Annotated in this window: 20 protein-coding genes and 4 pseudogenes; 13 read left to right on the top strand and 11 right to left on the bottom strand. The window is 71.2% G+C overall.

Annotated features, from left to right (window positions below; translation table 11 throughout):
- Nucleotides 1-26: 26 nt before the first annotated feature.
- A complete protein-coding gene (locus ACFIF2_RS27230) occupies nt 27-938 on the bottom strand; it encodes a LysR family transcriptional regulator (protein WP_395575869.1) in 912 nt (303 codons plus the stop codon).
- A 224-nt stretch (nt 939-1,162) separates the two neighbouring features.
- On the opposite strand from ACFIF2_RS27230, the gene ACFIF2_RS27225 reads away from it, so the two are divergent.
- Both ACFIF2_RS27225 and ACFIF2_RS27220 read left to right on the top strand, forming a co-directional pair.
- Entirely contained in the window at nt 1,163-2,041 is an 879-nt protein-coding gene (locus tag ACFIF2_RS27225) for a carbon-nitrogen hydrolase family protein (RefSeq protein WP_395575868.1), read from the top strand.
- Nucleotides 2,042-2,320: 279 nt separating this feature from the next.
- A complete protein-coding gene (locus ACFIF2_RS27220; protein WP_395575867.1) occupies nt 2,321-2,749 on the top strand; it encodes a VOC family protein in 429 nt (142 codons plus the stop codon).
- Between the two features lie 37 nt (nt 2,750-2,786).
- Here ACFIF2_RS27220 and ACFIF2_RS27215 read toward each other — a convergent pair.
- Together ACFIF2_RS27215 and ACFIF2_RS27210 are read right to left on the bottom strand one after the other, a co-directional pair.
- Nucleotides 2,787-2,966, bottom strand: a pseudogene (locus tag ACFIF2_RS27215) (IS5/IS1182 family transposase); the annotation flags it as partial.
- 248 nt (nt 2,967-3,214) lie between these two features.
- Nucleotides 3,215-4,297, bottom strand: coding sequence for a glutamate--cysteine ligase (locus tag ACFIF2_RS27210; RefSeq protein WP_395575866.1), 1,083 nt, complete (start codon nt 4,295-4,297; stop codon nt 3,215-3,217).
- A 167-nt stretch (nt 4,298-4,464) separates the two neighbouring features.
- Here ACFIF2_RS27210 and ACFIF2_RS27205 point away from each other — a divergent pair, with 167 nt between their 5' ends.
- Nucleotides 4,465-5,070, top strand: coding sequence for an NAD(P)/FAD-dependent oxidoreductase (locus tag ACFIF2_RS27205; protein WP_395575865.1), 606 nt, complete (start codon nt 4,465-4,467; stop codon nt 5,068-5,070).
- A pseudogene (locus ACFIF2_RS27200) lies at nt 5,067-5,333 on the top strand (SET domain-containing protein-lysine N-methyltransferase); the annotation flags it as partial. The gene ACFIF2_RS27205 and the pseudogene ACFIF2_RS27200, both read left to right, overlap by 4 nt.
- A 294-nt stretch (nt 5,334-5,627) precedes the next feature.
- On the opposite strand, the gene ACFIF2_RS27195 reads toward ACFIF2_RS27200, so the two are convergent.
- A complete protein-coding gene (locus ACFIF2_RS27195) occupies nt 5,628-6,494 on the bottom strand; it encodes a phenylalanine 4-monooxygenase (protein ID WP_395575882.1) in 867 nt (288 codons plus the stop codon).
- 329 nt (nt 6,495-6,823) lie between these two features.
- Between ACFIF2_RS27195 and ACFIF2_RS27190 the strand changes: the two genes are divergently transcribed.
- Both ACFIF2_RS27190 and ACFIF2_RS27185 read left to right on the top strand, forming a co-directional pair.
- Nucleotides 6,824-6,958, top strand: coding sequence for a hypothetical protein (locus ACFIF2_RS27190; RefSeq protein WP_395575864.1), 135 nt, complete (start codon nt 6,824-6,826; stop codon nt 6,956-6,958).
- 50 nt (nt 6,959-7,008) lie between these two features.
- Nucleotides 7,009-7,158: pseudogene (locus ACFIF2_RS27185) on the top strand (IMP dehydrogenase); the annotation flags it as partial.
- A 129-nt stretch (nt 7,159-7,287) separates the two neighbouring features.
- Here the strand turns inward: ACFIF2_RS27185 and ACFIF2_RS27180 are convergent.
- Genes ACFIF2_RS27180 through ACFIF2_RS27170 form a run of 3 tightly spaced genes read right to left on the bottom strand, consistent with a single transcriptional unit; the run spans nt 7,288 to nt 11,097 of the window.
- Nucleotides 7,288-8,571 carry a hypothetical protein gene (locus ACFIF2_RS27180; RefSeq protein ID WP_395575863.1) on the bottom strand — a complete coding sequence of 428 codons (1,284 nt, stop codon included), beginning with the start codon at nt 8,569-8,571 and terminating at the stop codon, nt 7,288-7,290.
- Nucleotides 8,568-9,863: an amidohydrolase gene (locus tag ACFIF2_RS27175; protein WP_395575862.1), complete on the bottom strand. Its 1,296-nt coding sequence runs from the start codon at nt 9,861-9,863 to the stop codon at nt 8,568-8,570. The genes ACFIF2_RS27180 and ACFIF2_RS27175 overlap by 4 nt, the downstream gene beginning before the upstream one ends.
- On the bottom strand, nt 9,835-11,097 hold the full coding sequence (locus ACFIF2_RS27170) for an MFS transporter (RefSeq protein ID WP_395575861.1): 1,263 nt from the start codon (nt 11,095-11,097) through the stop codon (nt 9,835-9,837). The genes ACFIF2_RS27175 and ACFIF2_RS27170 overlap by 29 nt, the downstream gene beginning before the upstream one ends.
- Nucleotides 11,098-11,245: 148 nt before the next feature.
- Here ACFIF2_RS27170 and ACFIF2_RS27165 point away from each other — a divergent pair, with 148 nt between their 5' ends.
- Complete coding sequence (locus tag ACFIF2_RS27165) at nt 11,246-12,343, top strand: Lrp/AsnC family transcriptional regulator (RefSeq protein ID WP_395575860.1); 1,098 nt, start codon at nt 11,246-11,248, stop codon at nt 12,341-12,343.
- Between the two features lie 127 nt (nt 12,344-12,470).
- Here the strand turns inward: ACFIF2_RS27165 and ACFIF2_RS27160 are convergent, their stop codons facing one another.
- On the bottom strand, nt 12,471-13,175 hold the full coding sequence (locus ACFIF2_RS27160; RefSeq protein ID WP_395575859.1) for a carbohydrate kinase family protein: 705 nt from the start codon (nt 13,173-13,175) through the stop codon (nt 12,471-12,473).
- Nucleotides 13,176-13,234: 59 nt separating this feature from the next.
- Between ACFIF2_RS27160 and ACFIF2_RS27155 the strand changes: the two genes are divergently transcribed.
- A complete protein-coding gene (locus tag ACFIF2_RS27155) occupies nt 13,235-13,768 on the top strand; it encodes a GNAT family N-acetyltransferase (protein ID WP_395575858.1) in 534 nt (177 codons plus the stop codon).
- Between the two features lie 39 nt (nt 13,769-13,807).
- Here the strand turns inward: ACFIF2_RS27155 and ACFIF2_RS27150 are convergent, their stop codons facing one another.
- Nucleotides 13,808-15,706 carry an NAD-binding lipoprotein gene (locus ACFIF2_RS27150; RefSeq protein WP_395575857.1) on the bottom strand — a complete coding sequence of 633 codons (1,899 nt, stop codon included), beginning with the start codon at nt 15,704-15,706 and terminating at the stop codon, nt 13,808-13,810.
- A gap of 165 nt (nt 15,707-15,871) precedes the next feature.
- Between ACFIF2_RS27150 and ACFIF2_RS27145 the strand changes: the two genes are divergently transcribed.
- From ACFIF2_RS27145 to ACFIF2_RS27135, 3 genes are all read left to right on the top strand, one after another.
- On the top strand, nt 15,872-16,852 hold the full coding sequence (locus ACFIF2_RS27145) for an ABC transporter substrate-binding protein (protein WP_395575856.1): 981 nt from the start codon (nt 15,872-15,874) through the stop codon (nt 16,850-16,852).
- Nucleotides 16,853-17,017: 165 nt separating this feature from the next.
- Nucleotides 17,018-17,203 (top strand): hypothetical protein, encoded by a 186-nt coding sequence (locus ACFIF2_RS27140; RefSeq protein WP_395575855.1) that lies wholly within the window; start codon nt 17,018-17,020, stop codon nt 17,201-17,203.
- A 441-nt stretch (nt 17,204-17,644) separates the two neighbouring features.
- A complete protein-coding gene (locus tag ACFIF2_RS27135; protein ID WP_395575854.1) occupies nt 17,645-18,115 on the top strand; it encodes a hemerythrin domain-containing protein in 471 nt (156 codons plus the stop codon).
- A gap of 57 nt (nt 18,116-18,172) precedes the next feature.
- On the opposite strand, the gene ACFIF2_RS27130 is transcribed toward ACFIF2_RS27135, so the two are convergent.
- Nucleotides 18,173-19,195 carry an urea transporter gene (locus ACFIF2_RS27130; RefSeq protein ID WP_395575881.1) on the bottom strand — a complete coding sequence of 341 codons (1,023 nt, stop codon included), beginning with the start codon at nt 19,193-19,195 and terminating at the stop codon, nt 18,173-18,175.
- A 279-nt stretch (nt 19,196-19,474) separates the two neighbouring features.
- On the opposite strand from ACFIF2_RS27130, the pseudogene ACFIF2_RS27125 reads away from it, so the two are divergent.
- A pseudogene (locus tag ACFIF2_RS27125) lies at nt 19,475-19,855 on the top strand (hypothetical protein); the annotation flags it as partial.
- Nucleotides 19,856-19,944: 89 nt separating this feature from the next.
- On the opposite strand, the gene ACFIF2_RS27120 reads toward ACFIF2_RS27125, so the two are convergent.
- The gene (locus tag ACFIF2_RS27120; protein ID WP_395575853.1) at nt 19,945-20,832 is read right to left on the bottom strand and encodes an SDR family NAD(P)-dependent oxidoreductase; all 888 of its coding nucleotides are present in this window, start codon (nt 20,830-20,832) and stop codon (nt 19,945-19,947) included.
- A 67-nt stretch (nt 20,833-20,899) separates the two neighbouring features.
- Between ACFIF2_RS27120 and ACFIF2_RS27115 the strand changes: the two genes are divergently transcribed.
- Nucleotides 20,900-21,493: a TetR family transcriptional regulator gene (locus tag ACFIF2_RS27115; RefSeq protein WP_395575852.1), complete on the top strand. Its 594-nt coding sequence runs from the start codon at nt 20,900-20,902 to the stop codon at nt 21,491-21,493.
- Nucleotides 21,494-21,540: the final 47 nt, after the last annotated feature.

Raw genomic sequence — 21,540 nt, 5'->3', positions numbered from 1 at the left:
CCTCTCCACCTGTCTTCTGGTGCCGGTCACACCGACAGGTTCTGGCGCAGCTCCCGCAAGGTGTCCTCGGCCAGCCGCGCCAGCTCCCGGGTGGCACGCGACAGGGGCCGGCCCCGGCGGCGGACCAGCGCGATCGTGTCGTACAACGGCTCGGCGAACGACGCGGTGTGCAGCCCCGGCGGGAACGACGGGCCGCTGACGACCGCGCGGCTGGCGATCGTGTCCCCGACGCCGACGGCGGCCAGCTTCACGGCCGCCTCGACGTGCTCCAGTTCGATGAGCGGATCGATCCGTACGCCGGCCAGCTGGGCGCGCTCCGCGAGCTGGCGCCGCGTCGGGTCCTGCCAGCCGTAGTGGGCGTCGTACAGCACCAGGGGGGCGCGCGAGAACGCCTCGATGGTCACCGGTGTGCGCGTGCGCTCCGGGTCGGCGCTGACGTAGAACACCTCGTCGCGCAGCAGCGGCGTGACCGCGAGTCCCTCGTCGTCGACCGGGAGGACGACGAGCCCGGCCTCGATGCGTCCGGCGGCCACGGCGGCGGCGGTCTCCGCGGAGTTCTGTCCGACGAGCCGGACCCGGACCTCGGGGTAACGGGCGTGGAACATCTGCACGAGGTCGGCCAGCAGGTAGTAGTCGGCGTTCCGGAGCACTCCGAACGTCGCGGTACCGCCGCCCAGGGAGCCCAGCGAGTGCACGGCGCGGATCCCGCTGTCCGCGGCCTCCAGCGCCTCCTGCGCGTACGGCAGCAGCTCCTGGCCGGCGGTCGTGAGGGTGAGGGTGCGGCTGCCCCGGACGAACAGCTCCGTGTCCAGCTCCGCCTCCAGGCGGCGCACCAGCTCGGAGGCCGAGGCCTGGGCGATGTCCATGGCCTTGGCCGCGGCGGTGAACGACCCCAGCCGCTCGGCCTCGACGAACGCCCTGAGCTGGTTGAGGGTCATGCCGACCGCCCTTCCCGGAAGGAGACGGACGGAACGGAGCAGGGCCGGGTGACGGGCATGCCGGAACCCTAATAGGGCGACGGCTCTCCGGGGAACGCGGGCCACAGGTTTCTCCTGTGGATGCCACAGGAGAGGCCGGGCTTGTCCCGCGCGTGGCCGGATGATTCGCTGCTGCGCACCCCCCTTGGTCCGTACGCCACCGAACGCGGAAGGTGCCCTTCCCTATGCCCGCCCCCCTCCCGCTCGGCCTGGTGCAGACGGCGGCCTTCCACCACGCCGACGACGGACTCGACCTGTTCGCCGGGCAGATGCGCCGCCTCGCCCGTGCCCACCCCGCCGTGCGGTTGTTCGTGTTCCCCGAACTGCATCTGTGCGGGCACCGGCCGGACGAGGATCCCGAGCGGGTCATGCGCGCCGCGGCACAGGAGCTGGACGGCCCCAGAGGCACGATGCTGGCCGGTCTGGCCCGCGAACTCGGGCTGTGGCTCGTCCCCGGAAGCGTCTACGAACGCGGCGACGACGGGCGGATCTACAACACGGCGCCGGTGTACGCGCCCGACGGACGGCGGGTCGGTGAGTACCGCAAGATCTTCCCGTGGCGCCCCTACGAGACCACGGCGGCCGGCGACCGCTTCGTCGTCCTCGACCTGGAGGGCCACGGACGCGTGGGGCTGTCGATCTGCTACGACGCCTGGTTCCCGGAGACCACCCGGCACCTGGCGTGGCAGGGCGCCGACCTCGTGCTGAACCTCGTACGCACCCCCACCGTCGATCGTGCCCAGGAACTCGTCCTCGCCCGGGCGAACGCGATCGTCAACCAGGTCTTCATGGCCAGCGTGAACGCCGCGCCGCCGGACGGGACGGGCCGCAGTGTCGTGGTGGACCCCGAAGGCCGGATCCGCGCAGCGTCGGGCTCGGAACCGGAGATCGTCGTGACGGACGTCCTCGACCTCGCCGAGACCCGCCGGGTCCGCGCACACGGCACGGCGGGGCTCACCCGTGTCTGGGATCCCTTCGCGGACGATCGGCGGCCCCTTGAGCTGCCCCTGTACGAGGGCCGGATCGACCCGGCGCGGTGGCGTCGCGGACTGGGACGCCGGTGACCGGCCGCCGGGGCCGCCACCCGGCACGACAGACCCACCGGCGAGGAACCCGCCCCTGGGGGCGGGGACAGCGTGATGTCCGGCGGGAGAAGGCCGGACCGGCGGGGTGGCGGCCGGCGGGTCCGGCCGACTGCGACGCGCGCCGCAGCGGGGATGCGGCCGTGGGCTCAGGCGACGGCGGTGACCAGCACGAGATGGCCCTGCTCCTGGTGGGGTTGCGGGCAGATCCTCGGAGGAAGTGAACGGCAGAATCCCAAGTCCCCTTGGTACGGTGCGTCGATGTCCGCGATCAAGAAGTTCCAGGTCACCTTTGACTGTGCGGAACCTGAGCGTCTCGCTCGTTTCTGGTGCGAGGTGTTGGGGTATGTCGTACCGCCGCCACCGGAGGATTTTGCCACTTGGGATGATTACAGGCGCTCGCAGCCGCCTGAGCAGCGGGATTCTTGGTTCGCCTGCATTGATCCCTCAGGTGTGGGCCCGCGGCTGTACTTCCAGCGCGTCCCCGAGGGGAAGGCCGCCAAGAACCGGGTGCATCTTGATGTGCGCGTCGGCACCGGGCTGGTGGGAAAAGAGCGGCTCGCCGCACTTGAGGCCGAATGCGCACGGTTGGTCCCGCTCGGCGCGGTACACGTGCGAACGCTGTATGACGGCAATGATTCGTGCATTCCGATGCTGGACATCGAGGGCAACGAGTTCTGTATCGACTGAGCGTATGGAGCGGGAGTCATCCCGTGAGGGCGAGGTTGTGCGGCCGGGCGATGCCGAGCATGGCGGCCTTCCCGACGGCGGCCTCGGCGCCGGACTCAGCCCAGGCCCGGCAGTCGTTGCGGTTGCCCGGCAGCGGCCGGCCGACCACCACGACCGGGCGGGTATCGGCGTCGATGACCACCTGGTGGTTGGTCGAGTGCCGGTAGTTCTTCACCCGAACACCCGACTCCGGCCACATCCTCGTTCGGTCCACCGCACCCGACGCCGAGTCCGCCACCGCCTTCCACGAGGCAGCCCGCGCCCACGCCTGGACCCACCCCCCCGGAGCAGCCTGAAGGACCCGGCCAGCAGCGCGGGATGAGACCGGGACTCGGGCCTTGGGACGAGCTTGTCGACGACGTGCCGGGCGGCGAAGCTCTGTCCATTTCCACGCCGCGGCCGGCCTTCGATGCGTATCCGCGGTTCCTACAGGGCACAGGTGGCGGAGATGAGGTAGTCGACGACGTCGTGTGCGCTGGAGCGTGGGCGGTGGGCGGCGCGTTGGCGGTCTGCGCCGGTTCCTACGGTGCGCAGGCGCTGCCAGTGCTCGAGTACCAGATCGAGGTCGCCGCTGTGCCGCAAAGCCGGTGTGATGGCGTGCAGCAGGTGCTCGACCAGCGTGGTCTGGGCTACCAGGCGGCCGGTGAGTGGGTCGATGCCATGGCCGGCCAGCCCGTCGCGGGCTGCGCGCCAGCAGGCTGCGCGCAGGATCTCCGGTGCCGGGCGTGGGGCCGGTTCCTTCGCGTGCACGGCGCTGAGAGCGGTGGCGGTCAGGGCGCGGACGGCGGCGGCGTGCATCAGGGTGTCGTCGGGGCTCAGGGCGGCGTCGGCGACGCGGATCTCGATGGTGGGCAGGTGGTGGGAGGGGCGGATGTCCCAGTACAGGCCGCCGCGGTCGATGAGCGTCTCGGTTTCGATGAGGGTGTCGACGAGGTCGTCGAAGTGGGCGGGGGATTCGAAGTAGGGGGGCGGGCCGGCGACGGGCCAGCGCCCCCAGGTGGTGGTGCGCCAACTCGCGTAGCCGGTGTCCCGGCCGTCCCAGAACGGGGAGTTCGCGCTCAGGGCGGTCAGGGCCGGCAGCCAGGGGCGCAGGTGGTTGCTGACGTACACGGCATCGCGGGGGTCGGGCAGGCCGACGTGGATGTGGCAGGCGCACACGGTCTGCTCGTCGTCCAGAGCGCGGAAGTGGGCCGCGCTGTGGGCGTAGCGGGCGCCCGGGGTGAGCGGGACAGGGACCGTCAGGCCGAGTACAGGGGTGCCGGTGGAGGCGATGCGCAGTCCGAGGCGGGCGGCGGCGCGGGCGGCCGCCGCTCTCGTGGAACGGATCTGGCCGGCCGCTTCCTTCAGGCAGGTGTGCGGGTCGGTGCGCAGTTCGACCTGGTAGCGGGTCAGCTCGGTGCCTGCCCTGTCACCGAGTTCGCCAGCTGCCTCGACCACCAGCTGGGGCCCCTGGGGACTGAGTGCGCGTGTGGCCGGATCGATCAGGAGGAGCTCTTCTTCGATGCCCACGGTCAGCGGGACCTGAGTGTGGCCTGATCCCAGGGGGCGGACTGGCGTGAGGGCATCTGTCGGGGCTGGCTCGCCGTGGGGTTCACTGCTCATAGTGATGACACTGTGTCAGACAGTGCTCGGCTGAGGTGGGCAAACGGTGTTCGTCGACGGTTGAGGAGCCCGGCGTGCGCGAAGAGACCGACGTGCTGGTGGTCGGAGGCGGTCCGGCGGGCGCGACCGCCGCGGCCCTCCTGGCCCGCCAGGACCACCAGGTGCGGGTGCTGGAACGGGAACGGTTCCCGCGCTACCACATCGGAGAGTCGCTGCTGCCGTCCCTGCTGCCCGTGCTGGACGTGCTCGGCGCGCGTGAGGCAGTCGAGGCGCACGGTTTCGTCCGCAAGACGGGGGCGTTCTACGGCTGGGGCGGTCAGGAGTGGTCGCTGGGCTTCGATGAACCGGACAGGCCGGCGGCCTACAGCTTCCAGGTCATCCGTTCCCAGTTCGACCAGCTGCTGCTGGAGCACGCGCGCACCCAGGGGGCCGACGTGCGGGAAGAGGCCCGCGCGGGGCGGGTCACCTTCGAAGACGGCAGCGGCAACGGCCAGGGCCGGCGAGCCGTGGAAGCGACCTGGACCGGCCAGAACGGCACTGAAGGGGCGCATCCGCTTCGGCTGGCCAACGCCGGTCCCGTCGCCGACTGGTCCGGCTACCACCGTGACCGCATCGACCAGGCGGGAGATCTCGGCATAATGGGTGAGCCCGACTGCTGGTACCGGGCGGTGCGCCCGTGAACGTCTCGGACGCCGCGACGAACGGCCCCGGCCACCTCCGGGTCGACGCTTCCGCGGTCCACGGCCGAGGCGTCTTCACCACTCGAGCCATCACAACAGGCGAGACCATCGAGTCCTGCCCCGTCATCCTGGTACCCGCCTCACAGCGCCACCTGGTCGACGACACGTCCCTGTACGACTACTACTTCAACTGGCCCGGCGGCCAAGCCGCCATCGCCATGGGCTACGGCAGCCTCTACAACCACTCGCCTCACCCCAACGCGGTACCGCAAGAACACCGACGCCCTCACCGTGGACATCCACGCTGTGCGCGCCATCGCGCCGGGAGAGGAGATCACCGTCGACTACACCTGCGACGGCACCAACCCCCTCTGGTTCGACCCGGCCCCCTGACTCGGCAACCCCACACGACACCGACCGCATCGTGCGGCGTCGGCACCGCCGCCCAGCGGGCGGACAGCTTGATGGGGACTGCGGCCTGTCTGACTCCTGTCTCTGTGTTGAGCTGGGTGGTGGAAGTTCGCGTTGAACGTGGCGGAGAACCACTCGAGGCCGTCTCAGGACTCCGCCGCCCGTCCGTAGCGCGGTGCGCTCTCGTCGTCGAGCGCCGTCAGGAAGCCGCCCAGCGTGTCGGTGACCTCGTCCAGGCTGCGGGCGCTGAAGAGCACTGGCTGGTACCCGGAGATGTCGTAGTCGGTGGCCAGCATCGCGCGGATGTCCAGCGGTCGGACCCGAGCCTGCCGCAGGCGGCAGATCTCCGCGGATGAGGAGAGCAGGGCCGCCCCGTATGCCTTGGGTGTCCCGCCTTCGTCGAGAATTCCGTACTCCAGGGTGAACCAGTACACGTCGCTGATCATCTGGAGGACGTCCTCGCTTTCGACGCGCTTCGCCGCGTCCCCGATCAGCCGGTAGATGTCGGCGAAGGCCGGCGAGGCCAGGTGGATCCCGTGACCGAAGACGTCGTGGATGATGTCCGGTTCGGGGGTGAACATCGGTACGTCAGGGTGGCGGACGAATTGCACGGCGTGGAAGTAGCCGTCGGCCATGGACCCCAGGAACCTCTTGTTGGCGACCACACCGCCCGCGAGGGTGAAGTCGAAGCCCGTCAACCTCCGCAGGTGCAGCCCGACCTCGGCATGCTGCGGGATGTGGTCCGCGGGAACGGGCGCCTGTTCACGGGCGTCGAGGGCGGCACGGCAGGCATGTTCACGGTGGGTGTCCCACAGCCGCTGGTGGACGGTCCGCCAGGTCCGCTGCTCGGCCTCGGTGTAGTCCACTGGTGGTGAGGGGTCACCGACCCGGTGCCCGCGGGCCAGCGAGGCGATGGCCCGACGCCGTCCCAGGTAGCGGGGGTCACTGAGGCCAGGGTGCCTGGCAGCCGCGTCGAGCCGGCCGTCGGCCGCGATCGGAGTACGCACGTGCATGTCTTCCACGAACTGATTGTTTCGGTCGGCGCGCAGCCGGAGCACCCGGACACGTCTGCCCCAGCGGTGCGATATCCGCGTCCCCCTCACATACCGGTGGTTGTCCACGTCGACGGCCTGGGCCTACGACACGGGCCGGCCGCCACCTGGACCGTGCGGCGGCCGGGCCTGCCCGCGAATTCTGGGGACGGCGACTGCGCGGACGGGCAGGGGTGTGGGTGTGCACCACGACGGCGGCACCGGCTTCCAGCCGGACGCCCGGCCGGAAGTCGCTCAACCCTTCCCCTTCGGCGGCACCGAAGGACAACATCCGGGCCATCATCGGCGCGGTGAGGGAAGGCATCGGGCACGGTTGGCTGACGCCCCGCATCTCCCAGCCCTTCCCGGCCGACGCCGCCGAGGCACACCGCCTGCTGGACGACCGCAAGACCATCGGCAAGGTCCTGCTCGCCACCGGCGACTGATCCACACCCCCACCCCCTCACGCACCACCTGAAAAGACGGAGTACCACTCATGCGCGCGACCCTCATGTACGGCGCCGGTGACGTCCGCGTCGAGAACGTCCCCGACCCCGTCATCAAGCACCCCACCGACGCCCTGGTCCGCATCACCGCCTCCTGCGTCTGCGGCAGCGACCTGTGGCCCTACGCCACGATTCACGCACCCCACCGCCCGACGTTCCAGACACGTCGGGTGGTGGGTGCAGGCATATCTCCCCGAGAGGGAAGCGGAGGGCCGTGGACGCCCGGTACACGCGGGAGGCCGCGTTGTCCGGCCGGTGGCCGCTCGTCGTCAGACGACCGGACAGGCTTGCGGACCGGAGGCGGTCAGTGAGGCGAGGTCGCAGTAGGCCGCCCTCGGGTAGTGGTCGCCCATCACCTCGGCGGTGCCGGCCGGGCCGCTGCCGACGGGAACGTGCTGGATCGCCTCGGCGAAGTCCGGGTCGGCCAGCATGTTGCGGAGGATCAGCAGGTGCTTGTCGTCCGGTGTCGCCGCGGACAGCGGCAGGAAGGTGACGCCCGGAACGCTCTCGACGGTCGTCCGCTGCTCCTCCCTGCCGACGACGTACGTGTACGTGCCGTCTGCGGCGAGACGGGTGTCGGAGTCCGTGCGGCAGCCCGTGTCCACCGTGCCGTCGGGCATGGGGTTGGCGACGACCTCGCCGGGACCCCACCACAGGTTGTCGCACATCGACCAGTACCGAACCTGGGCGTTCGGGTCGGGCCAGGGCCGTGCCCGGTCGCCGGAGGTCCCCGTGGGAGCCTTGCCGCGTACGACCAGGACCTGTCCCGCAGGCGGGGCGTCGAAGCCGGTGGCCACGTACGCGTTGTCGGGATTCGGGTACAGCCCGGAGCCGCCCAGCCGGGCGAAGGCCGGGCGGGCCGGTTCGCCGGCGGTGGGGGAGGGCGGCACCGCCCCGGGGCCGGTCCCGGCAGCATCCCGCGCGGTGTCCGGAACGGACGTCGAAGGGCCGGCGGTCAGGGCGTCGTCGCAGGTCGCGACAGGTACCCGGTGGCCGTCATGGAGAAAGGTGACCTTCGGCAGCCGGATCTCGCCGTGCGGCAGGTAGACGCGGTAGATCACCGTCCCCTCGGCGCCCTCCGGTGTTCCGGCGGGGGAGAGCGGCAGGGTGTTGCGACGGCCGGCGGCACGGTCGGTGACCGACACCGTGAACTTGCCCCCGGGACGGCTGTGCTCCCGGTACGGGTTGTGACTGCCCCGGTCGGGAACGATCCGGTGGTCGGTCAGGACGGAGGGGGAGCCGTCGGGCCCGGTGAAGCTGTCGCGGGAGGCGTCGTAGGAGGCGAACGAGGCGTAGCGGGCGTCGGGGTAACGGCCGTCGATCTCGATGGTGAGACCCTCCCGCACCGTGTAGCGCAGCAGCCAGTACTGGGAGTTGGTGTCCGGGTACGCCACGTTGGACGAGCGGTAGCCCAGCGGATGCCAGGCGCAGTCGGGGACGGCGGGTGCCGACGGCGTGTCGCGTCCCGGACCGATGGTCGGCGCCGCGGTGGCGGGCGCGGACGTGGACAGGGCGAGAGCGACGGCGAAGAGGACGGGCTTCCAGTGCGTCATGGGGAGGTCCTTTCAGGAGAGTCGCCGGTCGCGGGCGCACTCAGCCACGCCCCGGCGGCGGTGAGGAGATGGCGGGCCCCGGCGGCCACGGCGTGGGGTGCGGAGGGCGCGTAGCGCGGGGAGTGGTTCATGACCGTGCCCGGCGGGAGCGCTCCGCGTTCCAGGGCGGCAACGGCCTCGGCGTCGAAGTCGGCGGGGTCGGCGCCGCCGAAGTGGTAGAGGACCGAAGGGCAGCCGGCGGCCGTCCCGAAGCGGCCGAAGTCCTCGCTGGCCGAGAGCGGGGCGGGCAGGACGTGTCCCAGCGTGCCCGCGGACTCCAGTGCCTTCAGGACGCGCTCGGTGGCGTCCGCGTCGTTGACCGTCAGGGGGAAGGAATCGTATGTCTCGATGTCCGGCGGCGCGGGGGCGTCCTGTGCCCGCGCCTCCGCGCGCACGACGCGTCCCAGGCCGGCGAGCGCCTCCTCGCGGGTCTGCTCGTCGAAGGTCCTGAGGCTGCAGAGCAGTTCCGCCGTGTGCGGGATGACGTTCGGGACGGTACCGGCGTGTACGGCGCCGACCGTCAGGAGGGGCGACGGAGCCAGCGGCGCGAACCGCGCGGAGAGGGTCTGCAGCCGCATGATCACGGCGGCCGCCATCACCACGGGATCGACGGCGAGGTGGGGCGTGGAGGCGTGGGCGCCCGCACCGTGCAGGGTCACGCGGACGCTGTCCGCCGCGGCCATGAGGGTGCCCGGCCGGGTGATCACCAGCCCCGCGGGCAGCGGGCCCACATGCTGGCCGAGGACCACCTCGGGGCGGGGGAACCGGTCGAGGACACCGTCGTCGAGCATCGCCTGTGCCCCGCGGCCCACCTCCTCCGCGGGCTGGAAGACGGCCACCACGGTCCCTCGCCAGGTCCCGGGATGCGCGGCCAGCTGCGCGCAGGCGCCGAGCAGGGCCGCCACGTGGACGTCGTGACCGCAGGCGTGCATGACGCCGGCCTCGCAGGAGGCGTAGGGCAGACCGGTCGCCTCGCGCACGGGCAGGGCGTCCATGTCCGCCCTGAGCCACACCACCGGCCCGGCGCCGTTGCGCAGCACGGCCACCACGCCGGTGCCGCCCACCTGTCCGGTCACGTCCCAGCCCGCGAGACCGGACAGTTCGTGCACGACGGCGGCCGCGGTGCGGTGTTCCTCGAAGGCGAGTTCGGGATGGGCGTGCAGCTCGCGGTAGACGTCCTCCCAGTGCGGGAGGTGGGCCGCCAGGCCGGTGGTGAGGCCGGTGTCAGGCGGAGGGGGAGGCTGTGGACGCATCGCTGTCGTCCTCCTTCGTACGGATGTCGCCGACGACGGCGCGAAGACGCGCCAGGAAATGGTGGGAGGTCTGGGGGAGGCAGAGCACGGCGGTGATCGCCAGGACGGGACCGAGGGCCAGCGACCAGAAGGCGACGCGGTAGGACCAGACGTCGACCACGTGGCCGAACAGGGTGGGCACCACGATCCCGGAGAGCTGCCCGCCGAAGAGGATGACGCCCGACGCGGCGCCCGCCAGGCCCGGGGGAAGACTGCGCAGGGGCACCGAGAAGCAGGGCATGTAGCACAGGCCGATCACCGCGCTGATGAGGGTGCCCACCACCACGAACCCGCCCAGTGACGTGGTGAGCGGGAGGACGACCAGCAGAGCGGCGGCGGCGGACATGGCCGGGACGACGATGCGACGGGGCCGGCCCTCGAACCGGTCGGACAGCCGTCCGCCGACGACGGCGGCGACCGCCGCGCAGAGCGTCGGCGCCAGGGACACGAGCCCGGCATCGCTCACCCGCAGGCCACGTTCCTCGATCAGGTAGGAGGCGCTCCAGCTGTTGAGGCCCCAGACCACGGTGTCGTACGCGAAGAACATGACGGCGAAGCCCCAGATGACCGGGGACCGCAGCAGGGCGGTGGCGCCCTTGCCGCCACGCCGCAGGACGGGACCGGTCCGTTCCGCCGGTAGCGGGGCGGGCATCCAGCGCCGGATCGCGACCATCACTGCGAGTCCCAGTACGGAGACGGCGACGAACATCACGCGCCAGTCCCAGTGCGCCAGCAGCAGTCCGCCGAGCACGGCGGCCAGCAGACCACCGACCGCGTTGGAACTCTGCACCCAGCCGTTGGCCGTGAGCCGCTGCTCGGGAACGCTGCGGCGGCTGAGCGCCTCCAGGGCGGCCGCCGGGAACAGCCCCTGGGCCACTCCGAACAGGCAGCGGAAGACGAGCAGAGCGGCGAAGGACCAGGCGAGGGCGGTGAGCCCGGTGAACAACGACCACAGGGCGAGGGCCGCGCACATCACCCGGACCCCGCCGAAACGGCCCGCGATCAGACCGGCGGGAATCTGCGTCAGCGCGTACGTGACGAAGAACGCGGAAAGGATCATGCCCCGCTCGCCGTGCGACAGGCCGAAGGCGACACCGATCGACGGCAGGGCCAGGTTGATGACCTGTCGGTCTATGTAGTCCACGGCCCAGGCGACGAAGAGCAGGACTGCGGTGGTACGGGTGGTTCGGTGCACGGGTGTCCTCCCGCTGGCGAGCCGACGCTTGGCGCACACCCTGCACCGTCCGCCGTTCAGCGCCTCCACAACGCAGGAATCCGGCATCCGACACCGTGTGCTGCCGGAAAGCCGCCACACTGCTCTCCGGCGCTGTCAGGATGAGGGCGTGCAGCCCACCGACACCGCCCTCCCGCCGGCCGCCACGCCCGCCTCCACCGGCCTCGCCCACGACATCACCGAACTGAGCGAGACGGACCTGGCGCTGGTCGAGGCCCTCCAGTTGGATCCGCGGGCACCCTGGTCCCGGATAGCCGCGGTCATCGGCATCGACGCCACCACCGCGGCCCGCCGATGGCGTCGCCTCTCCGACGGCGGTGCGGCCTGGATCACGGCCTATCCCGCGCGGCACACCTCGGTGGTCGCTTATGTGGACGTCGCCTGCGAGGCGGCGGCGTCGGAGTCCCTGACCGCGCGACTGCGCTCCTGGGGGCCGGTGTTCAGCCTGGAGCGCACCACGGGGGAGTACCAGTTGTTCCTGGGAGTCGCCGGCCGCGACCTGCGCTCCCTCGACCACTTCGTGAGCCGCAGGCTGGGCGGCCTGAGCGCGGTGCGTGCGGTACGGCTGAGTATCTGCACAGCGGTCCACCGGGAGGGCAGCGGATGGCTGGTGCACACGCTCAACGAGCGGCAGCGCGCGGATCTGCGCGGTGACGGTCACGGCCGCCCGAGGCCGGGCACGGGTCCTCACGAGAGCGATCGCAGGCTCCTGGTCGCCCTCGGCGCCGACGCCCGTCGCGGCCACGCGGAACTGGCACGTGAGTGCGGACTCAGCGAGACGACGGTCCGCCGGCGGCTGCGGCGGATGATCACGGGCGGCGAGGTCTACTTCCGGTGCGACCTGACCCAGAGGCTGGCGGGCTGGCCCGTCATCGCGACCTTCCGGATCGCGGCGCCCGGTCCCGGTGCGGACGCCGTCGCCAAGGCGTTGGCCGGGCTGCCGGAGACCCGGCTGTGCGCGTCCGTCACGGGCCGCGACAACCTGCTGCTGTCGGTGTGGCTGCGGTCACCCGGTGACTGCGCGGCCCTGGAGGAGCGCATCCTGCGCCGCCACCCGGAACTGCGCATCAGCGAGCGCGGCATCACCTTGCACACCGCCAAACGCATGGGACGGCTGCTTGACGGCGAAGGACGGGGCGGCGCCCACGTGCCGATCACGGCGGCGGCCTGTCCGCCCGCGGCCGACCGCGGGGCCGAGGAGGCCTGAACAGGCCCCGCCGCCCCCCCGGCCCACGCCGCGAGGTACCCCCCCGTCCACCGCGAGAACGGTGCCGGTGACGCATGCCGCGTCGACTCCCGCCGGGAACGCGACGGCGCCGGCCACGTCGCCCGGTTCATCCGCTGACGCGAACGGTGCGCCCGCAACCGGTACCTCCGGCCGCGGGCGCACCGCGTGGGTGCGAGGCGGTCAGCCCGCGGCCGGCCGACCTGATGTCCTCCACCGTCCGGTGGTGCGGGATGGGATCCACGGCACCCGGTCCCGTCGTTGTCAGGGCCGCGGCCACCACGGCGTACTCGGCCGCCGCCACCGGCGTGTCGCCTGATGGCAGGCGGGCCCCGAACGCGCCGTCGAAGGTGTCGCCGGCGCCCGTGGCGTCCACCGCCCGCACCGGGTGCGCGGGGATGTGGGTGAGACGGCCCGCGTCCGACAGGAGTACACCGCTGTCGGCCATCTTCAGGGCGACAGTCCGCAGCCCGCGCCGGGCGAAGTGCTCCACCACCCCCTCGGCGCGGGTCTCGCCCGTGACGAGCCGCCCCTCCTCCACGCTCGGCAGGACGATGTCGGCCAGTGACGCACTGTGGCGGATCACTGCCCGCGCCCGCTCCAACGGGTCGGTCCGGTTCAGCGGGCGGCCCCCGACTTGGGCACTGATGGACAGGTCGTCACCGAAGAGGCGCGCGGTTGATCCGAGCCATCCACCGGCGCGCGGCGCCCGCGTGGTGGCCGTCGATCGGAAGGGGCCGTGCCTCCACGCTCCCCGCCGGAGACCTCCCGGCGCACCCAGGGCAGGCCAGTCACCGGTCAGCCGGGTCGCCACGTGACCTGGGTAGGATGCGGCAGTTCGCGCTCCGGTCGCCGCATCGGCAGGATAGGGGCATGACCGAGATCCGCACGCCCCGTCTCCTTCTGCGCCGCTGGCTGGAGGACGACCTTGTCCCCCTGTCCGAGATCCATGCCGATCCGGCGGTGATGCGGAACATCGGTGACGGCAGACCGCGCTCGACGGGGCAGACCGCCGGGGACATCGAGGCGTGGGAGGAGGAGTGGGACGACGAAGGATTCGGTGTGTTCGCGGTCGAGCTCCTGGGATCTGGCGAACTGGCGGGTGCCGTGGGCCTGTCCGTGGCTGCCGAGCCGGACGAGGTAGCCGGTCAGGTTGCTGTCAGCTGGCGGCTCGGGCGGGTGTTCTGGGGGCAGGGATACGCCTCCGAAGCGGCGCACGCCGCTTTGGAGTTCGCCTTGCAGGACCGCGGTCTCGAGCGGGTGGTCGCCGTCTTGCGCACGGGTGACAGTGCTTCCGCGGCCGTGGCCGACAAACTCGGCATGCGGGCGGAAGGTTCCGTACAGCACCCGGTCCACGGCTACGACGTGAAGGTTTTCGGGATCGACCTGACGCAGTACCAGGAATAGGGGGCGGAGCCTGGCGGCGCCCCCTATTCCAGCCCTCCGTCAGTCCTTGCCGATGACGACCACCTCGTCGTCCGCCGTCCACCGGCGCCGCTCGCGTTTGGGCGGATTGATCCGCACGCCGTAGCGAGGGCTCGCCGACGAGTCCTGGTGGCTGCGGTAACCGATGGCGCACTCGCCGCGACGACGTGCCGCGGCCACGACCGTGGCGAAGAACGTCTCACTTCCCGGCAGCACGTAGTCAGTCGCCGGCCGCAGGCGGACCCCGGCGCCTTCGGCGGAGAACAGTTCCTCGAACACCGCCGCCAGGTGCCGGTTCTGAGAGATCTGGGACATGAGCAGGCCGATGAGCTTGCCGCTGATGATGACGTCGGCTCCGGGGCTGATGGGGGCCAGTGCCCGGTTGCGATCGTCGATCAGCTCGGTGACGACCGGCAGTTCGCGCCCGGTGGCCTCTTCCAGTTGGCGCAGCAGCAGAAGGGTGACGAGCGTGCGGTTGTCGGGATCGTCCGGCGGTTGTCCGGGAACGGGGTCCCGCCCCAGCACGATCACGCTGTCGTAGGAGTGGACGTCCAGGCGTCGCAGGGTCTCGGGACGGGTGATGTCCCCTTGGTGCAGTGCCAGGCTCAGGCCACTCCCGCTGTCCGCGTTTGCCTCGCTCACCTGGCGGATCGTCGCTTCGCCCCGTTCCGCCACCACGTCGACGACTGAACCGGGCCGGGCGCTTCGGTGCAACTGGTCGAGCATGAGTGGCGCTCGGCGGTTCCAGCCCAGTAGGAGGATCCGCTCCGCCGGCGCGGGCGTCGAGGGGCGGGATGCCATCGCGGCCTTCTCGGCCGACCCCGCACAGTCGTCGAGCCAGGCCGTGTCGTCGTCGCGGGTGATGACGACGAGCTGGTCGTCGGGGGCGATCGGAGTCTCCGGCGGCGGGTTGAGCAGAGGAGTGCCACCTCGCATCAGCCCGACGACGCTCGACGTCGAGTAGGACAGGAGGACGTCGCCGAACGGGCGGCCGGTCAGAGCCGGCTCGCTGATCAGATAGAACTCGTCTCCGGCGAAGTCGAGGAGTTCCTGGTGGACGAGGGAGGTCCCGGGGCGGCGGGCAGCCTGGACGATCAGTCGCGCGGTGACGGTGTCGCTCTCCAGGACGACGCCTCCGGGCCCGGCGGCGAGACAGGCGGCCAGGCGGTACTGGTCGTCCCGGACGGCGGCGACGACGGGCGGACGCGGCTCCGCCCCGGCCAGCGCGGCCCGCAGCGCCAGCAGCGTCTTCACCACCTCCGCGTCGGCGTCGGGCACGTCAGGGGGCAGGACCAGCACGACACCGGCCGTGACCGGGCTGGTCAACGGCAACACGGCCGGATCGGTGGTGGGGCCGCTGCGGCAGATCAACCGCGTACGGCCGAAGGAGCCCACCTTCGTACCCAGTGCCTCCTCCATGACCGTCTTGTCCCGGTCGGCCAGCACCACCACCGCCGCGCCGCGCTGGTTGACGTTGGCGGCCACCAGCTCGCTCACCACCGTGAAGACCTGCTCCGACCATCCCAGGACCACGGCGTGCCCCTGTTCGAGCACGGTGGAACGGCCCCGCCGCAACGAGGTGAGCCGCTCCGTGAGCGCCGTCGTGATGAGACCGACGAGCGTGGAGACGTACAGCAGAGTGACCAGCGCGAGCAGCACCGACATCATCGCCCGCAGCGGCGTACCCGTCGCACCGCCCAGCCGCAGCGTCTCCCCGGTGAGACGCCACACCTCCGCCAGCCGCTCCGCCAGGGACGGCGGGGCACCTGGGTCGGTCCACACCATCACCGCACTGGCCGGCACGACGACGGCCAGGCACAGCAGCGCCATCCAGCCGACGAGAGCGGCGGCGCCGCGAGCCAGGGTGCTGTCGAACCAGTAACGGGCTCTGTCACCGAACGGAGTCCGCCGCTGCGCCACCCTTCCCCCTTTCGTCTCCCCGTGCTCCCAGGAGGCCGCGCCGGCACCGCATGGGCGGTGCACCGTGCGGGCCTGCCGGAGCGCGTGGGCGTGGACACGCATGTCGCAGTCTGGGGTGATCGCCCCGGGCGGCAGACGGAGTTCGATCAGCGTTCATCCCTTCGGGTGCCCGACTCGTTCACGGTGGCAGACCTGCGAAGACGTCAGGCTCACCACCGTCTTGGCTCCTTCGAGTCAACGTCGGAGCGAAGGGCGCCCGCGTCCGGCACGGCAACCGCCAAGACGACCTTCCCGTGGCAGGCCTACGTCCACTCCCGTGGCGCTGACCCGGAGCATGCCTTCCGCTGGACCTACCACTTCGCCTGGGGACTGGACGACATCGCCACCGTCTTCGCCCGGATGTGGGAACAGATCGACGGCCCCCACAGCGTCGGCTGCCTGTGGAACGACGACCTCCAAGGCAGCCTGCTCCGTCACCGCGAGTACGGCTTCTCGCCGGTGACATCCGCGCGCGGACACACCCTGACCGACCTCGGCCCCTACACCGAACCCGCTGTCGACTTCGTGGCGCAGGTCGGCCGGATGCGGGAACACGGCGTCGACATCGTCACCAGCGCCGCCACCGCCATCGACCTTGCCCTCTTTCACCAGCAGGCCCGTCAGGCCGGAGTACGGCCCCGGCTGATCACCTGCTCGCGGTGGCTGACCCACCCCCACACCCATACCACCACGGCCCCGGGCGTCCACGACGAACTCGCCGACGCCCGCGTCGCCACCCTTGTGTACTGGAGCCCGAACCACCCCTACCACTCCGGCCTCGACGGCACCACCTGCGCCGAACTCACCCACGCCTATCAGCGCGACACCGGTGAAACCTGGCTGCAGCCCCTGGGACCGGCCTACGCCCTCGTGGTAATCGCCCACCACGCCCTCACCATCGCCGACGACCCCACCGACCACGCCCCCATCGCCCATGCCCTCGCCCGCACGACCCTGTCCACCATTACCGGCACCCTCGACTGGAAGCGGGCCCCACCCCCGCCCCACCCCCAACATCGCGCTCCTCGGCCTGGTCGGCGGACACCCTGGCCCGAACGACCTCGGCAACCACCGGCCGACCCCGACCCCGTGGTGGAGGTGTGGTGAGGGGGCCGGTGCCTCACGTGACAAGGAGCGGGGAAGAGCATCGGCAGACCGCACGGTCGCGTGCTCTCCCGTGACCAATGAGCCGCCCGGTAGGACCGTCCGCGGTGGCGGACCCGTAGGCTGCTCCGGTCCGGCGAAACGCCCGCTGAAAGGAAGCAGCTCACCGTGTTCCAGCAGACCCCCGTCTACGACCGCCTCGTCGCCGAACGCGGTGACATCCCCGTCCAGGTCCGCGGCGAAGCCGACCGGATACACCGCGATCTGGCACGGGTACTGCACCAGGCAGCCGTCAACCCGCCGAGTGCGCCGCAGAGCGTGTTCGAGCCGAAGACGCCGCCCAGCGCCCCGTAGGCATGGCCTGTCGGCCGGCCCTGTTCTGGCAGACGGCGGACATGCACGCTGGACTTCCGCACCGGCGCGCTCAGGGCGCCTGAGCGCCCTCTCACCGACCGCAGAGGCGACACGACCGCCAGCGGCTGCGGGCGGCGCCATCGCCCCCGCGCCTGGTCGCCGGGCACGTTCGCCTGGCGGCCGGGACGGACCGCCGCATGGCCGCTGCCCCGGGCCCGAGCCACGAGCCCGGGCCTGAGCGATCTGCCAAGGCGTCGGGGCGACCACACTCGTTCTGGCGCACCACCGACATCGCCCCGCTGCCGGTCGCCCGGTTCCGATTTCCATACAGGGGCGGTACGGTACGGGGCAGCGTCGCGTACCGGTGGCAGACCGTGTCAGGTATGGAGGCGCCGAATCGAAGGAGGTCGACGATGTACTCGTCGTACCCTTCGCTCTCGCGTGACTGAGCGCGAGACGACCAGGCTCATCGCCTGGAGCCATGAACTCCGTCGGGTGCACCACCGACTGCGAGAAGCGTTGTCCGTGACCCGGGCCTCCTTGGCCGACGGCACTCCCGGTCAGGCGGCCACGCGAGAGCTGCTGTTGTACTGCCACGGTTTCTGCGCGGCTCTTGACGGACACCATCAGGGCGAAGACCGAACCCTGTTCCCGGCCATTGCGGCCGCGCACCCCGAGCTGCGCCCGGTACTGCGCAGCCTGGAGCAGGACCACTCGATGATCGCCCACCTGCTCGGTGGTCTCCGTGCCGCGGTCGACCGGGTCGCGCCGCCCGAGGAACTCGACCAGCACCTCGAAGGCATCGCAGCGATCATGGAGAGTCACTTCCGCTACGAGGAACGGCAGCTGCTCACGGTGCTCGAAACCCTTGAACTGACAGCCGTGCCCGGGGAGGTGTTGGGCCCGATATGACCCTGGACCGGACCATCCGACGCCCGCCCCGGCACACGTCATCGAAGCCGACCGGCCTCACCGTGCGCGTGACCGACTCCGTATCGTCCCCCCGCCGCCCACGTGTCCGACCGGTCGGCGACCGGCCTGCGCGGATCTTCGGCACGGGCGGCTGCCGGTCCGGCGTCGGAGACTTGCTGCCGGACCGGAGGCCCGGTCGCCGTCCGGGCCGGACAGTCGTGGAAAGGACCGGGCGGCGGCCAGGAAGCCCAGCGTCGTCAGCACGAACGGCCAGGTGAAGGCGTGCCCGCCGGACGGCGAGAGCAGCGCGGCGACGGTGGGGGTCAGAGCCGTCGCGGTCGCAGCGCCGAGCAGGGCGTAGAACAGCGTGGCCGGCGCCGCCGGAAGGAACACGCCGCACAGGGCGAGTGCGACCAGCACCGCGTTGTAGCCCATGGTGCCGTCGGCGATCCGCTCGGCCGGCGCACCGAGCGCCCAGGCGGTCATGGTGCCCGTAACGCTGCCCGCGCAGGCGACCAGCCCGGCCGTCCGGCTCGCGAGGAAGAGGCCCGAGAGGACCAGCGCCCCCACGTGCCACAGTTCCAGGAAGAAGACCTGGGACACGTTGTGGAAGAACGCCGGCGCCAGCTCGTCCAGGTGCGGGGCGGTCCGCCCGGAGGGCGACCCGGGCAGCGCGGCGAGGCTGTCGCCGAACGGCCAGATCCGCCGGAAGGCGGGCGCGGCCACGGTCATCGCGACCGCCAGGAAGCAGAACGGTAGGGTCAGCGGCGGCAGTTTCCAGACGCTCAGCAGACGGGCCGCCGCCGCAGTGCCGATGGTGACCACGATGCAGCCCGCGGCGGCGAGCAGCGCCGTGGCGGGCCGGTCCCGGCCGAGGTAGACGGCGAAGCAGAGAGCGAGCAACGCTGAGTTGAAGCCGTCGAGCCCCGCCTCGGGCCGGTCGCGTGACCCACCGAGCAGGCGGGCGGTCCAGGTGCCCAGGGCCGCGCCCCCCACCGCATACGCGGCGAACCGCCAGTCGGCCGAGCACAGGGCCGCGGCGAAGACGGCTCCCGTCCACGCGTTCGCCTGGAACACCACCTGACCCAAGCCGCTCAGCACCTGCGCGCAAAAGCCCGGCGCGTGTGCGTAACGCCCCCACCACCGGGCTCGTACCGACCGTCGCACGTCCCGCCCCCTGATCCTTCTGCGATGCGATATTGAGGTTCCGCAATACGGTATCGGGTGGACGGGGTGAAAAGCGGTTCGAGGCTCCGACGCGGACCCCGCCCGCCATGCCTTCGACGGCGCGCCCGTGGCACTGGCCACCCTGGTCGGCGCGGCAGGTGCTTCCTCGAAGCGTCCTGCCCGGAGGCGTACAAGTCTTTCGCCCAGACACTGGCGGAGGAGGTGAAGGACACCGGAGTGACCGTGACCGCCTTCATGCCGGGGCCGACGGATACGGCCTTCTTCGAGCGGGCGGGCATGGCGGACGATACCCGGATGGGCACGATTCAGAAGTACGATCCGGCGCAGGTGGCCGAGCAGGCGTTCGAAGCGGTCATGGCGAGTGAGGAGAAGGCCGTGACCGGGTCCTTGATGACCAAGGCACAAGGGCTGGCGGGGAAGGTGCTGCCCGACGGGGTCAAGGCGGCGGCCCACCGGCGGCTGGCGGAACCGGGAACCGGGCAAGATCTGGCGGCCACGTGGACCTGTCCCAGCTGGAGGCGATGGCCGCCACGATGGGTCCGCGCGGTGTAGCCGCCGTCCACGTGCACCACCGCACCGGTCGTGAAGGACGAACCGGCATCGGTTGACCCACGGCACGTCCATTCTCGTCGGTGGCAGGGTTACGCCGTGGTCGGACGGTCGCGCTGCCTCTCGCACAGCTCCCAGATGGCGTTGCGGGTGGTGTCGTCCAGGACGGCATCGGGCCACGGGGCCGGCTTGGCCTTGCTGTTGAAGTAGGCGCCGTTCGTTGTGCGCTCCTCGGGGCTGGAGGCGAGGTACACGCTGGAGCGCGTGGCCCTCAGCAGCGCCCGGTGGCCGTAGGCGACGGGCATCGCCAGCCGCAACAGCGGGACGATCGGGCGGGCCAGGGGCGGATAGGTGGCGACGGTGAGGTTCTTGTTCATCGAGGTGTAGGCGTGTCCGGGGTAGGCGACGTTGAGGGTCACCGGTGTGGCCGCAAGTTCCTGGGCGAAGCGGTAGCTCATCGCCATCTGCGCCAGTTTGGTCTGGTTGTAGACCGACAGCCCGACATAGGACTTCTCGCCCTGCAGGTTGTTGAGGTCGATCTGCCCCCGGGGGATGCCGCCGGTGATGTTGATGACCCGGGCCTGCCCGGACGCGGTCAGGGCAGGCATCAGCCAGTGGGTGAGGCAGAACGGCGCGACTACGTTGACCGCGAACGCGGTCTCGATGCCGTCCTCGGTCATCTCGCGGTGGGATCGGGTCGCTCCGGCGTTGTTGATCAGCACGTCCACGCCACCGGCCCGGCCGCCGGCCTCCTGGGCGAGGCGACGGACGTCGCGCAGCCGGGACATGTCGGCCGTGATCGCCGTGACGTCGTCATTCCCGCTGGTGTGACGAAGATCCGCCACGGCAGCGTCGGCGCGGCGCTTATCCCGTCCGACGAGGATCACGCTCGCGCCGAGCGCGGCCAACTGTCGCGCGGTCTCCTTGCCGATGCCACCCGTGCTGCCGGTCACCAGGACGATCTTGCCTTCCACTGCCACCACCCCATTCGTAATCTGTCACTTGGTGACATGATAGTCATCGAGTGATGCAAAGTAGACTGGGTGTATGAAAGAAGGACTGCGCGAACGCACCCGCCGAGCAGTGCGGGCGGAGCTCGCCAAGGTGGCCATCGACCTGTTCGCCCGCCAGGGCTTCGACGAGACGACCGTCGAGGACATCGCCCGAGCAGCCGGCATGACCAAGCGCAGCTTCTTCCGTTACTTCCCGACCAAGGAAGACGTCGTCTTCGACGGCATCGACCTCACCGGGGAGAGCGTCGTCGCCGACATCGCGGCGCGACCAGCAGACGAAGGGCCCTGGGAGTGCCTGCACCAGGTCCTGCAGACTTGGCAGGAAGAGATCCACGCCAGTGAACAGGCCCTCGCAACCATCCGCCTGATCGAGGCAACACCCGCACTGGCCGGGCGACTCCACCAACGCAGAACCGAATGGCGCAGGCGAGTCAGCGACGCGCTCCAAGACCGGCCAGGCACCGACCTCGACCCGTACACCGCGGACCTGCTCACCAACGCCGCCACGGCCGTACTCGACGCCGTGTCCAGCCAGTGGGCCCGATCAGACGGAAACGCGGACCGCCCAGCCCTGCTGGACCAGGGGTTCAATCAGGTCCACGTTGATCCCAGCCCGCGGCAGGTGTGACCCGCCCCGTCATCAACGTCCCGCCCCGCAACGACTAGATGTACCGG

It is taken from the genome of Streptomyces sp. BK79, from assembly GCF_044142145.1.
Lineage (GTDB): Bacteria > Actinomycetota > Actinomycetes > Streptomycetales > Streptomycetaceae > Streptomyces.
Note: the sequence above shows the minus strand (reverse complement) of the source record. Positions and strands in the feature narration are given on the sequence as shown.